This window comes from Polaribacter sp. AHE13PA, from assembly GCF_019278505.1.
In the GTDB taxonomy this organism is placed as follows: domain Bacteria; phylum Bacteroidota; class Bacteroidia; order Flavobacteriales; family Flavobacteriaceae; genus Polaribacter.
Map to the genome: position 1 here is coordinate 3,362,666 of NZ_CP058985.1, position 16,990 is coordinate 3,379,655.

Sequence of the window (16,990 nt, forward strand, 5' to 3'; positions counted from 1 at the left end):
ACAGGAAACGTCTAAACTAGGCGGAATTTGTAAAATTCAATATAAATACCAAATTATTGAAATTGAAGCAGAAGCGAATCAAATGTATCAACCTAAATTTTAAACAAAGATGAAAAATAGCTATGCTTCTTTTAAAATAATAATGTTATTGGTTGTTATTTTCTTTTCTTGTGATAAAAAAGAACAACAACAAAGCAAGCCGAATATCATCCTTATTTATGCCGATGATTTAGGAATTGGTATGTTAGGTCATGAAGGGCAAAAAATTATAACAACACCTAATATTGATCAATTAGCAAATGAAGGAATGAGGTTTAAAAACTCTTATTCGAGCATGCTTTGTGCACCGTCAAGAGCGTCATTAATTACAGGTAAAACAGATACACACGCAACTTCTTTTGAAATATCTAAAGCAGGAATTTATAAAAAAGCCAGACAAGAAGGTTTTTCTCCAGAAGAAATAGAGGCAAAGATTAATAAGATTCTAACTCCTATTCCAAAAGAAGATTTGTTTTTAGGAGAAGTAGCTCAAAAAGCAGGATATGTTACAGCACAATACGGAAAATTAGAATGGGGTTTTGCAGCTACACATCAACAAATGAACAGACATGGATGGGACCATTATTTTGGTTATTTAGATCATGCTAGAGCACACGGTTTTTATCCTCCTTATTTATTTGGTAATGATGGATTGGTGAAAATTGAAGGCAATACTTTAATAAATTGTGCAAAATCTATAGAGCCAGAAACGCCAGAAGCGTATAAAGAACGTTGGGATATGACGGGTAAAAAAACATACTCTCAAGATATTTTTATGGATAGTGTTACTACGTTTATCCGAAAAAATAAAGACAAACCATTTTTCTTATATTTTCCTACACAATTACCACACGGCCCTGTTTCTATACCTAAAGTTCACGATGATTTTATAAATGACAGTAGGTTAACACAAATAGAAAAAGAGTATGCTTCTATGGTAAAATTATTAGATGATAATGTAGGAGAAATCATGAACGAGCTTAAAAGTAGTGGAATTGATGATAATACCATTGTAATATTTAGTGCAGACAACGGACATGAAATTTATTATGCTAAAGAAGGTAGAATTGATAAAAAGTACACAAACAGATATACTAAACAACGTTTTAATGACTATGATAGAAAGTATTATAGCGAATTAGCTGGTGATGTTTTTGATGGAAATGGTGGAAGAGCAGGTTTAAAGAGAAGTAATTTACAAGGAGGTATTAATGTTCCGTTAATTGTAAGATGGCCTCAAAAGATAGCTCCTAAAACGGTAAGTAAACGTCTGGTTGCTGGGTATGATATATTACCAACTGTAGCAGAAATTGCTGGTTTTTCTGAAGAACTAAAAGTTGATGGAATTTCTTTTTATGATGAATTATTAGGTCGTAAAAAGAAGGTAGAACATGATTATGTCGTGTTTTCTTCGTTTATAGGTCCCACATTAATTACAAATGATGGTTGGAAAATTAGATATTACAATCATAAAAAAGCATTTAATTTATATTATTTACCAACAGATTTTAAAGAAGAAAATGATTTATCTAGAGAGCATCCAGAAAAATACAACACACTTAAAAAATTGCTTTTAAAAGCGTGTGATGGTGACTATAATAATGGTTTTTTTAAATGGAGTAAAATTATGAATATTAAAAAGTAATAAATTATAAAAAATGAAATTACAATTAAATAAAAAAAGTATTAGTACTAGGCAAGAAAGGTTATTTTCTATGTTTATGTTACTAATCTTCCTTTTTAGTATGTTTACTTCTTGTAAATCAAGTAATAATATGAGTGTAGGTTCTCCAGATGCATCTGTTCAAATTAAATTAGAGGAAGTAGCAGGTAATGTGGTGTATAAGCTATATAGACAAGAAAAATTAATTGTAGATACTTCTGTTATCTCAATATTGCCAAATATTCCTGCCAAAATAATCAACACAGAAATTAATAATTCTAATAGCAGTTGGAAACCAGTATGGGGTCAATTTAGTGAAATTAAAAACGAGTATAATGAGCTTGTTTTAGATGTTTTATTAGAAAATGTAAAAGCCAAATTATACGTACGTGTTTTTAATAAAGGAGTTGGTTTTAGATACGAAATAGAAGGGTTTAAAGAAGGAAATGAAGCTACTTTTTATTGTGAGTATAATTTAAGTAATACAAACGAACTGTATACACCAAACGGAGAAAATCCTCCTTTAGGACCAATTTCTATTGAAAGCTTAACGAAAGTTAAAAAACAACCAAGATTAATGACGCCTTTGGTTGTTACCAATTCTGATAATTCTTATGTATCATTATTAGAATCAGATTTATATGTAGCTCCAGAATTTGGTACCATCAAATTTAAGTTCAATACAGATAAAAATATCCTTGTAGCTACCAACAAAACAACATTAAAAGGTACAAAAGTAACCACGCCATGGCGGGTGATTTTAGTTGAAGAAAAAATAGGCGATTTAGTAACGAATACTGTTCCTCTTAATTTAGCAACGCCAAATCAAATAGAAGATACTTCTTGGATTGAACCAGGTAAAACGCTTTGGGATTGGAGAGTGCATGATTATAAAACAGAAGATGGTTTTGTATACGGAGTAGATACAGAAAGTTACATCAGATTTATTGATTTTGCTGTAGAAAAAAATATTAAGTATTTTTTAATTGATGCCAATTGGTTTACAAAAGTTACTAAAGGTCACTTTGAGGTTACAGAAAAATTAGATTTAGAAAAGGTCTCTAAATACGCAAAGACAAAAGGTGTTAAGTTAATTTTGTATTACGATAGACATAAAGGAGATTATGGAGATGATGAATTGTTTTCTCATTATGCTTCTATAGGTATGAGCGGTATTAAATATGGTTTTATGGGGAATAACGTTTCTTTTACAAGTGATGCAATTCAACAAAGTGCAAAAAACCATTTATTAGTAGACTTTCATGATTCACCAGTTCCTTTTACAGGAATGGAAAGAACTTTTCCAAATGCTATTACTAGAGAATATTGTCATGCGCAACAAGATTCTAGAAAAGCATTTACGCCAGAAACTTTTATTAAAATGGCATTAATTAATGCAATTCAAGGTCCTTTAGATATGAATAATGGAAACTTTGATTTGATAGGAATTAATAAAGGAGATCGATTAAAAGGCCCAAAAAAGATAAATACGTATTTCTCAACAGTAGTTTCAGAAGCTGCAAGAACATTGGTTATTTTTAGTGGGTTGGTTTGTCTTCCAGATTCACCAGAAGCATATGCTAAAAAAGCAGATCTTTTTGAATTTATTGAAAAAATGCCTGTAGGTAAATGGGATGAGAGTCGTGTTTTAAGTAGCAAAATAGACGATCATATTTCTACGGCAAGGAGGTTTAATGAAGAATGGTTTATTGGTTCTGTAGCAAGTAAAAAAGGGACTGCTTTAGACATTAATTTAGACTTTTTAGCAGAAGGAAAAAGTTATACGGTTACATATTATGAAGATACAAAAGAGACACATGGTATGAATAACCCAGAAGCGTATCAAATAAGAAAAGGTACCGTTAAAAAGGGAGATGTTATAAAAGCAATAATGGCGCCAGGTGGTGGACATTGTATGTGGATTAGACCAAAATTAAATTAAAGAATAAATTAAAGCCTCTAAAACATATGTTTTAGAGGCTTTAATTTTATAACTCAGAATTTGTTCTTACACGTCTAGAACTAACACTAAACCTTCTTATAATTAGCCTTGAGGCTTTATTATAACTAGTATAATTATATACCCAATTTAAAAAGACTACCAATCTATTTCTAAAACCTACTAAAGACATTAAATGAATAAACATCCAAATTAACCAAGCTAAAAAATTACTAAACTGAAGATTCCATATATCTGCAACTGCTTTGTTTCTACCTATGGTTGCCATAGAGCCTTTGTCATTATATTTAAAAGGCTTAAGATTTGTTTTTCCTTTCAATATTTTACTAAAATTAGCTGAAAGCAATTTAGCTTGCTGTATTGCTGGTTGCGCCACTTGTGGATGACCATTAGGGTAAGATTCACTTTGCATTAAAGCAATATCACCCAAAGCAAAAACATCTTTATACCCTTTTACTTTGTTAAATTCGTCTACATAGTAACGATTACTTCTAGGATTATAACTTGTTTCAGGAAATCCGTTTAATAAATTACCAGTTACACCTGCAGACCAAATTAAAGTTCTAGTTTTAAACTCTTTTCCATCTTTGGTTTTAACTAATTCACCATCAAAATCTGTTACTATTGTATTGGTATGTATTTTTACGCCTAATTTTTTTAATGCTTCTGTGGCTTTTTTAGAAGATTTTAAACTCATTGGAGGTAAAACTCTATCGGCGCCTTCTAAAATATGAATTTGCATTAGTTCTGGGTCTAAATCTGGAAAATCGGTAGGCAAAACACCTTGTCTAAATTCGGCAATTGCACCTGCTAATTCTACACCAGTTGGTCCAGCACCTACAATAACAAAGTTTAATAAGAATTTTTTGTCTTCGTCGGAAGCAACAATAGTACTCTTTTCAAAATTTTGTAAGATTAAACTACGTAAATTTAATGCTTGTGGAATTGTTTTCATTGGCATAGCATATTTTTTTATTTGCTTATTGCCAAAGAAATTTGTCTTTGTACCTGTATTTATAATTAAATAATCATAAGAGAGGTCTCCAATATCTGCTGTTAATATTTTATTTACTGGATCAACACTTTTAACATCTGCTAATCTGAAATAAAAATTTTTCTGTCGTTTAATAAACATCCTAAGTGGATACACAATTGAATCTGGCTCTATTCCACAAGTAGATACTTGATACAGTAATGGTTGAAAAGCATGGTAATTATGCTTATTTAGCATCACTAATTGTATTGGCAACTTCCTTAATTTTTTTACAAGATTTAAACCTGCAAAACCACCACCAACTATTACCACTCTAGGTAAATCTACTTTTGGAATATTCATCTTTTTAGAAAACTTATTTTTTGCATAGTAAAACTACAACAGTTATATCTAAAAACTATAGAATTTAAAGTTTAAATGTGAATATTATTTTTAAAACTTGTTATTGATGCACAAACCACGCAGTGGTATTACAATTTCTACTAGATGTTATTTGTGCCCAATATGCACTAAATTCTTTTGGAAATTTAGGAGTGATTTTTTCACTAGCTTTTAAGTAAAATGTTTTAAATGTTTCTTATCAATAGTAAACATATAAAAATAAGTTGGTTTATAGTTTGTGTGTCATGTTTGGAGTAATAATCATGATTTTTATTTTTAATTAATACTGTTGGGCGTTTTTTTAGGTGATAACGAGACATAATTACCCTGTTCTGTAATCAAAATAACCCCATTGTATAAAATAAGAATAAGTATTTTTATACTTTGTCTCTATTTTACTAGTAAGTAACTTTAGAATATATAAAATAAAACACTAAAAATAGAAGAATATGAAGATCCAAATGTTTGCAATAATTGTATTGTTAATTAATTTAAACTTTGGTTGTAAGAGTAAAAATTCATTACCTCAGAGTCATTTTTCAGAGAACATGAAATTAGAATATATTGGAGTTGCAGCAGAAAATGAAGGTATGCATGTTTGGGGGTCGTCTCCTGTAATAGACAAAGATGGAAAAGTGCATTTATTTGCAGCGCAATGGTCTACTGCTACCCAAAAGAATTTTAATGGTTGGTACAAAGATTGTGAAATTGGACATTATGTAAGTGATCATCCAGAAGGTCCCTTTAAATATGTAGGAGTTGCAGTAGAGGATAAAGACGGGTTATTTAACTCACCACATAACCCAACAGTTAATTATATAGACGGTAAATATGTGCTTTGTTTTATTGTAAATGAAAATGATAAATTAAAAACACAGCGAATTGTAATGTATGTAGCAGATGACCTTAATGATACCTGGAGACCTGCTAAAGGAGCAGAAGCTGATGGAACAATTTTAAGAAAACCAACAGATTCTACAAAATGGAATTATAAAGCAATTTTAGGGGTTTCTAACCCGTCGTTAATAAAATACAAAGGGAAATACCTTATGTATCACAAATCTGTTATCCCAAGAGAAAAAAGAGGAGGTGCATATACATATGGTGTTGCAGTAGCAGATAAATTAGAAGGTCCTTATGAGATTCATGCAGAAAAGGTAACCCCACCAAACTTGGCATTAGAAGATGCATTTGCATATACTGCAAATGACTCTGTATTTATGTTTAGTCGTGATTTTGGAAGTACATTCGGAAATAATGGAGGTGGTATTTTATGGCGTTCTGCAGATGGATTTACTTTTCCAAAAGAAAATGCAAAGAGAGGTTACGAAGATTTAGCACATTATCTTGGAAAAGAAACTTTAGAAAAAGGAACAGCACACAGAGGTAAAAAAGATGGGCATTTAGAAAGGGCACAAGTACTATTAATAGATGGTGTGCCAGCTTATCTTTACTTAGCAACAGGTGTTCAGGTAAAAGAAAGTTACGGTAGTAGCTCTCACGTGTTTAAAATTAGTTTTAAATAATATTTACAGCAATTGATGTCATTAAAAACAATTAAAATGAAACAGTTCGCATTCAGTATTTTATTTTGTTTTTCGCTCCTCATAGGTGCAGAAGCAATGGTAGCGCAAACCAAGTTACCCTCTATTTTATCGGATAATATGCTTTTGCAACAAGCTACAGATGTAAAGATTTGGGGTTGGGATACGCCAGGGCAGAGTGTTACTGTAAATCCTTCTTGGACTAAATCGGTAAAAACAACAACTAGCAAAGATGGTAAATGGCAGGTATTTGTAGCTACACCAAAAGCCGGAAAAACTGGAAAATTAAAAATAAGTGGTTCTACTAAACAAACCATAAATAATATTTTATTCGGAGAAGTTTGGTTGTGTTCTGGGCAATCTAATATGGAAAGAGAATTGGGTTTTAAAAATAATCAAAAACCAATTGTAAATTTTTATGAAGAATCACTAAAAGCAAATCATCCTAACATTCGTATGTTTTTAGTTAAAAAGAAAAAATCAACTACGCCGTTAGAAGATTGTGAGGGTGAATGGATAGTATGTACGACAGAAACTGTTTTAAAGTTTTCTGCAGTTGGTTATTTTTATGGAAAACAGTTATCAGAAAAATTAAAAATGCCGGTTGGTTTAATTCAGTCTGCATGGGGAGGAACCAGAGTAGAACCTTGGACTCCAAAAGAAGGCGTTGAAAAAGTAGCTTTAGAAAACGGAGGACAAAAGAAATTTTCGAATCTATATAATGGTATGATTTCTCCTTTAATCAATTTTAAGATAAAAGGGGCAATTTGGTATCAAGGAGAGTCAAATGTTGGAAATTGGAAAGAGTATAAAACACTTTTTCCGAATATGATTTCTAGTTGGAGAGATAAATGGAATATTGGTAATTTTCCTTTTTACTTTGTACAGATAGCACCTTACAATTATCCAGATAAATTTGCAGTACCACAAATAGTAGAGGCACAATTAGAAGCCTTAAAATTGCCAAATACAGGTGTTGCAGGGACGCAAGATATTGGAGCTCTTTATGATATTCATCCGCCTCAAAAAAAAGAAGTTGGTCGTAGATTAAGTTTAATTGCTTTACATAATACGTATGGTAAAACTGATGTTGTATATGCAGGACCTTCTTTAGAATCTTTTAAAACAGAAGGACAAAATTTGGTAATTAATTTTGAAACACCAGGTTCTAAATTGCATTCAGCGGGCGGCAATATGGGTAAAATTCCAGCATTTTATATTGCTGGCGAAAACAAAACGTTTCACAAAGCACAAGTAAAACAAGACGGGAATATAATTATTTTGAGTTCGTCTAAAGTAAAGAGCCCGGTTGCAGCAAGATATGTTTGGGCTAATAATGCCAACGGTACGCTTTACAATAAACAAGGATTGCCTGCATTGCCTTTTAGAACCGATAATTGGGATACTGTGTTGTATGCCGAATAAATGAATAAAGATTTAAACATGTCTGTAAATAGATATGAAACTATAATATAACCTTTGAATAAAAACAATTTAAACTTTAAATAAATGAAATACATTAACACTAATTTTATATTTCAAAAAGCAATTCTATTATCAACGATAGGTTTGTTAATGGCATGTAATTCTAACTCTAAAGCAGTTAAAACAGCAGAAGTAACAGTGCCAGAAAAACCGAACGTTTTATTTATTTTAGTAGATGATTTAGGGTATGCAGATTTAAGTATCATGGGAAGTAAGTTTTACGAAACTCCTAACATCGATAAAATTGCAAAAGCTGGTACCGTTTTTACAGACGGATACGCTGCTTGTACTGTTTGTAGCCCATCTAGAGCAAGTTTAATGACAGGACAATACCCAGCAAGACACGGTATAACTCAGTTTGAAGGAAAAAGAAATAGTGGGCAAGCTTGGAAAGAACGTAAACGTTATACAAAATTATTACCACCAGAATATAGAGATCATTTAGATACCAGCACAACTACAATAGCAGAAGCTTTTAAAGAAAATGGATATGCTACTTTTTTTGCAGGTAAATGGCATTTAGGAGGTAAAGCACAAGGATCTTTACCAACAGATCATGGTTTTGATGTTAATATTGGTGGATACGATGCTGGCGGACCAAGTGGTGGATATTTTTCTCCATATAATAATCCATATTTAACAAATTTACCAGAAGAAAAAGGGTTGAACTTGTCTATGAAGTTAGCACAAGAAACTAATGATTTTATTACTAAAAATAAGGATGGTCACTTTTTAGCTTACCTTTCTTTTTATGCCGTTCATGGAGGTATTCAAACTACAAAAGAAAAATGGACAAAATATAGAAACAAAGCCGAAAAAATGGGAATCCATGAAAATGGTTTTGAAATGGAGCGTGTTTTGCCTGCTAGAAAATATCAAGACAACCCAGTATATGCAGGTTTAATAGAGCATGTAGATGAAGCAATTGGTACGGTAATGAAAACCTTAAAAGATTTAAACTTAGATAAAAATACCATTGTTGTTTTTACTTCGGATAATGGAGGTGTTACTTCTGGCGATAATTTTTCTACCAATCAGTTAACTTTAAGAGGAGGAAAAGGCTACCAATGGGAAGGCGGAACTAGAGTTCCTTATTTTATTGATGTTCCTTGGATTAAACAGACAGGAGCAAGTATTCAAGTTCCTGTATCTGGAGTAGATTTATATCCAACATTATTAGATTTATCTGGTTTGTCTTTAAAACCAGAAGCGCATAAAGATGGTGTAAGTTTAAAACCCCTTTTATTAGGAGAAAATATTGACGATAGATCTTTGTATTGGCATTATCCTCATTATGGAAATCAAGGTGGAGAACCAAGTTCTATCATTAGAAAAGGAAAATGGAAACTGATTTATTATTGGGAGAATTTAAATGCTGAATTGTATAATTTAGAAGCTGATTTAGGTGAACGAAATGACGTTGCAGCAAGTAATCCAGAAATTGTAGAACAAATGCAAACGCAACTTTTAGATTGGTTAAAATCTATGGATACGCATTATGCAAAAGTAGATACAGAATGGGACCAAGCGGCTCGTAAAAAATGGTTAGAAAGACAAAAAACAAAGTCATTGCCAGCACAAGAAAAACAGCGTAAAAAAATGCTTTCTCCAGATTGGCAACCAAATAAAGATTGGTGGGGTAGTGAGGTGAAAATAAATAACATTAAATAAACAAGGTTCTTCAAAAAAATATTATGAAAAAATCAACTTTTTATGTATTGACTTTCTTGGTTATTATTTGTTTTGGTTGTCAAAACCAAGAAATAGATATTTATGTGAGTCCATTAGGAAATAATTCAAATAATGGAGAGAAAGAGACACCTTTTAAAACGATAGAAAAAGCACTAGAAAGTGTTAAATTAATTAAAAAGAAGGAGAATGATAAAATTAATATACGTCTTTTAGAAGGAGAATATCATTTAAACTCAACTTTAGAAATAAAACCTTATTTGAATAATCTTTCTATTATCGGTGATGGATTGAATAAAGTTTCTATTAAAGGATCTAAAGTTATTGAAACGAAATGGGAGCAGTTTTCTGACAATATTTTGGTAACTACTATTGATGAAAATTTAGATTTTAATCAATTATTTATAAATGGAGAAAAACAAATCTTAGCAAGATATCCTAACTATGATGAAAACGGTGGTTATTGGCAAGGTTCAGCAGCAGATGCAATAGATAAAGATCGTATTGAGAAATGGAAAAATCCTATTGGTGGTTTTGTGCATGCTTTGCATAAAGGGCGTTGGGGTAGTTTTCATTACGAAATAGAATCTGTTAAAGAAAACGGAGAATTAAATTTGATAGGAGGTCATCAAAATAATCGTCCATCAGAAATGCATTCAAAATATAGGATGGTAGACAATATTTTTGAAGAATTGGATAGTGAAAAAGAGTGGTATCTAGATAAAAAAAATCATAAATTATATGTTTGGAAAAGTGATAATTTTGATATCAATAAGTCTAAAGTTGAAGTAACTGTCTTGAAACATTTGATTGAAATTAAGGGGGATTTAAAAGATCCTGTGAAAAATGTAAGTATAACAGGAGTTAAGTTTGAACATGCTTCACGAACCTTTATGGAAGAATATGAACCTCTTTTACGTAGTGATTGGACAATTTATAGAGGCGGGGCTTTACTACTGGATGCCACAGAAAATATAATTATTAAGGATTGTGAATTTACAAACCTTGGAGGGAACGTTATTTTTGTAAATGGATATAATAGAAATACAAAAATTACAGGAAACCATATACATGATTCTGGTGCATCTGCTATTGCTTTTGTAGGAGACTCTTCGGCAGTACGTTCTCCGTCGTTTGATTATTTTAAATCTGTGGCTATAGAAGATATGGATACTATTGTAGGGCCTAAAAATGAATTGTACCCTTCTAACTGTAGTGTAGAAAATAATTTAATACATAGAATTGGACGTGTTGAAAAACAAGTCGCTGGAGTACAGATCTCTATGGCAATGAAAATTCATGTAAAAAACAATAGTATTTATGATGTGCCGCGTGCAGGAATCAATGTAAGTGAAGGTACTTGGGGTGGACATATTATTGAATATAACGATGTGTTTAATACGGTTTTAGAAACCAGTGATCATGGGGCATTTAATTCTTGGGGACGTGATCGTTTTTGGTATCATAAAAGAGATATTACAGCTGCTTTAGTAGAAAAAAATAGTAAAATGCCTTTATGGGATGCTATGCATACCACGATTATTAGGAATAATAGGTTCCGTTGTGATTATGGCTGGGACATTGATTTAGATGATGGTTCTACGAATTATAAAATTTACAATAATTTATGTTTGAATAGAGGTATAAAATTACGTGAAGGATATTATAGAACTGTGATGAATAATATTATGGTGAACAATACTTTCCATCCACATGTTTGGTTTACAAATAGTGGAGATGTATTTACAAATAATATTGTAATGAAAAAATATGCAGATGTACGTATTAAAGATTGGGGTAAAGAAGTAGATTATAATTTATTTCCAAATAAAGAAGCTTTAGTAAAAGCACAAAAGAAAGGGGTAGATAAAAATAGTTTGTACGGGAATCCTTTGTTTGTAAATCCTAAAATGGGAGATTTTACCGTAAAGGATGATTCACCTGCCTTAAAAATTGGTTTTAAAAATTTTCCTATGGATAAATTTGGTGTTCAAGAACCAGAGTTGAAAGCAATTGCAAAGCAACCTGAAATCCCTAATTTAAAAATTAATTTTTCAAAAAAAGAGGAAGTCAAAACAAAACAATGGTTAGGTACAACATTAAAGGAAATAGAAACTATTGAAGAACAATCTTCTTTTGGTACGCATAGTTTGGATGGTGTAATCATGTTGAAAATTAATAAAAACAGCAAGTTATCAAAATCTGATTTTAAAGAAAATGATGTCGTTATTAGTATTGAAGATGAAAAAGTAAAAAATATATCAAATTTTTTAAATCTTTTAGAGAAAAATTCTTTTAAAGAAAGTATCAAGTTGATGATTGTTAGAGATCAGGAAGAAATTGAAATACAATTAGGGAAAGCGTATTTTCTTTAGAAATCAGGTGTCAATTTTATATTAAAGATTATCTAAAATTTTTTTACATTTAGTTAGAAATAAAATAATAAATAGCGGTCATAGTTGAAATTAATAAAGATTAATATATAAGAAATTATGAATAACCATGAAATTAAATTGAAGTTTGCCCTATTATTAATGCTGTTTTCTTGCATTTGTAGCAAGGCTCAAAATATAGATAGGCCTAATATTTTATTTTTGGTTGTAGAGGATACTTCCCCTTATCTTTTTCCTGCTTATGGTAATAAAACAATCAAAACGCCTAATCTAGATTATTTAGCAAAAAACGGGGTAATTTTTAACAATGCATTTGCCAATGGCCCACAATGTTCTCCTGCTCGTTCTTCTTTAATAAGTGGTTCGTATGCTACTACCTACGGTAACGATTGGCATCGAAATGGTCATATTGTACCACAACAATACTTTTTTCCTCAGTACTTGCGTGAAGAGGGATATTTTTGTGTAAATGCCGGTAAAACCGATTACAATATCACCAAAGAAGTCCAAAAGAAATACTATCCATTGGTTTGGGATAAAATGAGTGGTTACCTGTCTGATGATAAACCCAATGTTAGTTATAATGATGCAGATAGAAAGGGGAAACCATTTTTTGCGCAATTTAATAACATGACTACTCATATGAGTCGTATTACTTCTGTATCTGTAGATAATAGAGAACCATCAAAAATTAATCCTAAAGAGGTAGACCTTCCATCTCATGTGCCAGATATTCCAGAAATGCGTGCAGATTATGCATTACATTTAGATGGTGTACAAGATGCAGATAAATGGGTTGGTTTTTTTATAGATGATTTAAAGAAACGTAAATTACTAGAAAATACCATTATCTTTTTCTTTTCAGACCATGGAGGTAGTTTGCCTAGAGGAAAAGCTTTTCCTTATGAAACTGGTTTTCGTTCGGCATTAATCATTTCTGCGCCAGAAAAATGGAAACATTTATTGCCCGCTCAACAAGGTCAAAAAAGCGATCAGATTGTAGAATTTGTAGATTTTGGTCCTACTTTATTAAATGTTACGGGAGCTAAAATACCTGAACACATGCAAGGAAAACCTTTTATGGGACCTGATGCACAAAAACGTACTTACGCTCATAGCTTTAGAACAAATACAGAAATTCACTTCGATCCATCTCGCGCAATTAATGATGGTGCCTTTCATTACATAAAATTTTATACACCCTATAAAGTTCATGGTTTAAAACAATCATTTCAATGGGGAATGCCGTCTCAAAATGCTTGGGATGATTTATATCACAAAGGAGAATGTGAACCAGAATACAAATCTTATTATGAACCAAAAGCCAACGAAGCATTGTTTGATTCGAAAAAGGATCCTTGGAATATGAATAATTTGGCTGATGATTTGGCTTATGCAAAAACTTTAAGCAATTTACGAAAGGAAGCTTCCATGCACATTAGAAAAACCCGCGATTTAGGTTTTTTCCCAAAGGCGGTGAGAGATGAGTTTGTAAGTCGTGGTATTTCACTTTATGAATGGGTTAGAACGGGAAATTATCCATTTAATGAACTTTATGATTTGGTTGAAAAAGCATCTTTAGGTAAGGTTTCCGATAAAGAAATGTTCCTGAAATATTTAAAACATGAACGACCTGAATTCCGTTTTTGGGCAACTTCCGGATTAACAACTATGGCATATCATGGTAATTTAAAAGTTATTCCAAATCAATTAGTAATGGCATGTGATGACAAGTGGCATTCAGTAGCAGCAACAGCTGCAGAAGCGATTGCTTTGGCTGGTCAACCTGAAAAAGGAATTTCGATGCTGATTGAGCAAGCAAAAGAAGGAAACAAATTGTCTCTTTCCGCATTAGAAGAATTAGGAAATCGAGTTGCCCCATTTATAGATGATATCAAATACCTTGCAGAGCATGGTAAAAATAAAGATATTAAGTTTTTAGCTAGAGGAATTCTTATTAATCTAGGAGAATTACCAATGAGTCAATTGTTTGATTCTAAATCAACGAATAAGTTTATCAAAACTCAGAAACAACGAATTAAAGATTGGGCACCTACGTTGCCTAATTAAAAAGAATATATTTTAATAGGCTTGCTTATTTAATTATTTTATAATTAAATGATAAATAACTTAAAGAATAATTTAAAAGAATGGTTATCAAAATGAAATTACTAAAAATCGCTTTAATTACAGTACTATCTATGTTTTTCAGTTGTAGTGCTGAAGGTCAAAAAATGAAATTTGAATATATTGGAGATGCCGCTCAACAAGAGGATATGCACGTTTGGGGGTCTTCACCTGTTCAAGATAAAGATGGAAAAACACACCTATTTGCTGCACAATGGTCTACAAAAACGCAACCCAATTTTAATGGTTGGTATAAAGATTGTGAAATTGGTCATTATGTAAGTGATAGCCCAGAAGGACCTTTCAAATATCTAGGTGTGGTTGTACCAGACAAAGATGGTTTGTTCAATTCGCCACACAACCCAACAATTAGCAATATTGACGGACAGTATCAGCTTTGTTTTATTGTAAATGAAAACGACGATTTAAAAACGCAACGTATTGTAATGTATGTTGCAGATGATTTAAATGGAACCTGGAGACCTGCAAAAGGAGGAGAAGCAGATGGTACTATTTTACGTCAAACTAAAGATGCTTCAGTTTGGAATTATACCGCAAGATTAGGAGTTTCTAATCCGTCATTAATAAAATACAAAGGCAAATATCTTTTATATCACAAATCTGTGGTAAGAAAAGAACCTAAAGGATATGTGTATTCTTATGGAGTTATTGTTGCTGATAAAGTAGAAGGACCTTATGTACATGATCCTACAAGAGTAACCGAAGAAAAAATGCCGTTAGAAGATGCGTATGCTTTTACTATGAAAGATTCGGTATACATGATGAGTAGAGATTTTAGAGGTGCCTTAGGAAATAGAGGTGGAGGTTTGTTATGGAAATCTGGAGATGGTTATTCTTTTCCTGCAGAAAAAACAGTGCGTGCTTACGAAGATTTACAACATTATGTGGGCAAAGAATATTTAAAAGAAGCTGTTTCTTACAGAGGTAAAAAAGATGGACATTTAGAGCGTGCTCAAATTCTTTTTATTGATGATAAACCAGCTTATTTGTATTTAGCAACTGGAGTTCAGGTTAAGCCAGGTTATGGTAGTAGTTCTCATGTGTTTAAGATAACTTTTGAATAAATATAAATGAAAAGAAATTTTGGTTTTAGTATTCGTTGCTTAATAATTTTATTAGTATTGTTTGTTCAGGTTTCTATTTTTGCAGAAACAAAACCTGTATTAAAATCAATTGCTAAAACTACATTTCAACTGGGTTCCCTTTTTAAAGACCACATGGTTTTGCAGCGCGATATGCCAATTCCTGTTTGGGGAAAAGCAGCTGCAGGTTCAACAATTACTGTTCACTTTGCAAATTATAAAAAACAAACTATTGCAGATTCCAATGGTAAATGGAGTGTAAAGTTATCGGCTTTAAAAGGAAGTTTCGAACCAAAAACTATGATTATATCATCTTCGATGGATGAAAAAGCGATAAAAATATCGGATGTTTTAGTGGGGGAAGTTTGGATTTGTTCTGGGCAATCGAACATGCAATTTTCTGTAAATGGGGCTCCAGAGGTAAAAAAACTAATTCCATCAGCAAAAAACATAAGAAGTTTTAAAGTAAAAAACACAGTTGCATTAGAACCTCAAGATAGTTGCGAAGGTACTTGGGAGGTGAATTATCCAAATAGTGCGGTGGCGTTTTCATTCGCTTATTTTTTAGAGAAATCAGCAAATGTTCCTGTGGGTATTATTTTAACATCTTGGGGAAGTTCATCCATTGAAGCGTGGATGCCTAGAGATATGACAGAAACCGTACCTCATTTTAAAGTAATGATGGATGAGTTTGATGCAGACATCAAAACAAAATATAGAATAACAGCTATTTTAGACGGACCAAAACCATGGAAAAAAGACGAGGATATTTTTTTACGTAGACAATCAAATGTGCTATATAATGCCATGATGCATCCGTTAATTCCGTATGCTTGTAGAGGTTTGGTTTGGTATCAAGGAGAAAGAAATGCCCAATCTATGAACGGAATGCTAAAAGAACCTTGGTTCTCTAGAAATTCAGGAATCTTAAAATACGGAGATGTACTTAAAGAATGGATGAAACGCTATCGAAAAGGTTGGGATAACAATGAGATGTATTTTCAAGTAGTAATGTTGCCTGGTTATGGAAAAGTTTTAGATACTGATAAAAATATCGATCCTGAAAATCCAGATGCTCATTCTTGGGCGTGGATGCGAGAATCTCAAATGAAAGCATTAGAATTACCCAATACATCGGTAATAAATACAATTGATTTAGGTGATTTGAAAAATATTCATCCTAAAGATAAATTACCCGTTGGTAAACGTTTGTCTTTAATGGCGTTTCATGATGTTTTAAATAAAAAAGTAAAAGCACTTGGACCAACTGTTAAAAAGGTGAAAATAAAAAAGAACACCATTGTTGTTTGTTTTAATAATGTAAAAAAATTAAAGACAACTGATGGCAAAGCTCCAACAGGTTTTTGGTTGTCAGATGCATCAGGAAAATGGTTTCCTGCAGACGCAAAATTAAAAGGAAATAAAGTAGTAATAAAATTTTCAGAAGTAGAGAAACCACTTTACGTTCGTTATGCTTTTACAGGGAAACCAAATGTAAATTTGGTAAATGAAGCAGATTTACCTGCGTATCCTTTTAGAACAGATTCTTTTAAACCATAGGTATATTTCAGTACTTTATTTAAAAGCTGGTGAATAACAAAAAGAGATTTAA

At 31.9% G+C, this 16,990-nt stretch carries 10 protein-coding genes; 9 read left to right on the forward strand and 1 reads right to left on the reverse strand.

Annotated elements, in window-relative coordinates; all coding sequences use genetic code 11:
- The first annotated feature begins 109 nt into the window (after positions 1-109).
- Together H0I28_RS14465 and H0I28_RS14470 are read left to right on the forward strand one after the other, a co-directional pair.
- The gene (locus tag H0I28_RS14465) at positions 110-1,684 is read left to right on the forward strand and encodes an arylsulfatase (RefSeq protein ID WP_218759532.1); all 1,575 of its coding nucleotides are present in this window, start codon (positions 110-112) and stop codon (positions 1,682-1,684) included.
- A 13-nt stretch (positions 1,685-1,697) separates the two neighbouring features.
- Positions 1,698-3,644 (forward strand): glycoside hydrolase family 97 protein, encoded by a 1,947-nt coding sequence (locus H0I28_RS14470; RefSeq protein ID WP_218759533.1) that lies wholly within the window; start codon positions 1,698-1,700, stop codon positions 3,642-3,644.
- Positions 3,645-3,690: 46 nt separating this feature from the next.
- On the opposite strand, the gene H0I28_RS14475 is transcribed toward H0I28_RS14470, so the two are convergent.
- Complete coding sequence (locus H0I28_RS14475) at positions 3,691-4,998, reverse strand: NAD(P)/FAD-dependent oxidoreductase (protein WP_218759534.1); 1,308 nt, start codon at positions 4,996-4,998, stop codon at positions 3,691-3,693.
- Between the two features lie 488 nt (positions 4,999-5,486).
- Here H0I28_RS14475 and H0I28_RS14480 point away from each other — a divergent pair, with 488 nt between their 5' ends.
- The 7 genes from H0I28_RS14480 (at position 5,487) to H0I28_RS14510 (ending at position 16,938) form a co-directional block, all read left to right on the forward strand.
- Entirely contained in the window at positions 5,487-6,563 is a 1,077-nt protein-coding gene (locus tag H0I28_RS14480) for a glycoside hydrolase family protein (protein WP_218759535.1), read from the forward strand.
- Between the two features lie 36 nt (positions 6,564-6,599).
- A complete protein-coding gene (locus tag H0I28_RS14485) occupies positions 6,600-8,006 on the forward strand; it encodes a sialate O-acetylesterase (RefSeq protein WP_218759536.1) in 1,407 nt (468 codons plus the stop codon).
- 84 nt (positions 8,007-8,090) lie between these two features.
- Positions 8,091-9,737, forward strand: a complete 1,647-nt coding sequence (locus H0I28_RS14490; protein WP_218759537.1) for a sulfatase — start codon at positions 8,091-8,093, stop codon at positions 9,735-9,737.
- Between the two features lie 23 nt (positions 9,738-9,760).
- Entirely contained in the window at positions 9,761-12,130 is a 2,370-nt protein-coding gene (locus H0I28_RS14495; protein ID WP_218759538.1) for a PDZ domain-containing protein, read from the forward strand.
- Between the two features lie 117 nt (positions 12,131-12,247).
- The gene (locus tag H0I28_RS14500; protein ID WP_218759539.1) at positions 12,248-14,218 is read left to right on the forward strand and encodes a sulfatase; all 1,971 of its coding nucleotides are present in this window, start codon (positions 12,248-12,250) and stop codon (positions 14,216-14,218) included.
- A gap of 92 nt (positions 14,219-14,310) precedes the next feature.
- Positions 14,311-15,360: a glycoside hydrolase family protein gene (locus tag H0I28_RS14505; protein ID WP_218759540.1), complete on the forward strand. Its 1,050-nt coding sequence runs from the start codon at positions 14,311-14,313 to the stop codon at positions 15,358-15,360.
- 6 nt (positions 15,361-15,366) lie between these two features.
- On the forward strand, positions 15,367-16,938 hold the full coding sequence (locus H0I28_RS14510; protein ID WP_218759541.1) for a sialate O-acetylesterase: 1,572 nt from the start codon (positions 15,367-15,369) through the stop codon (positions 16,936-16,938).
- Positions 16,939-16,990: the final 52 nt, after the last annotated feature.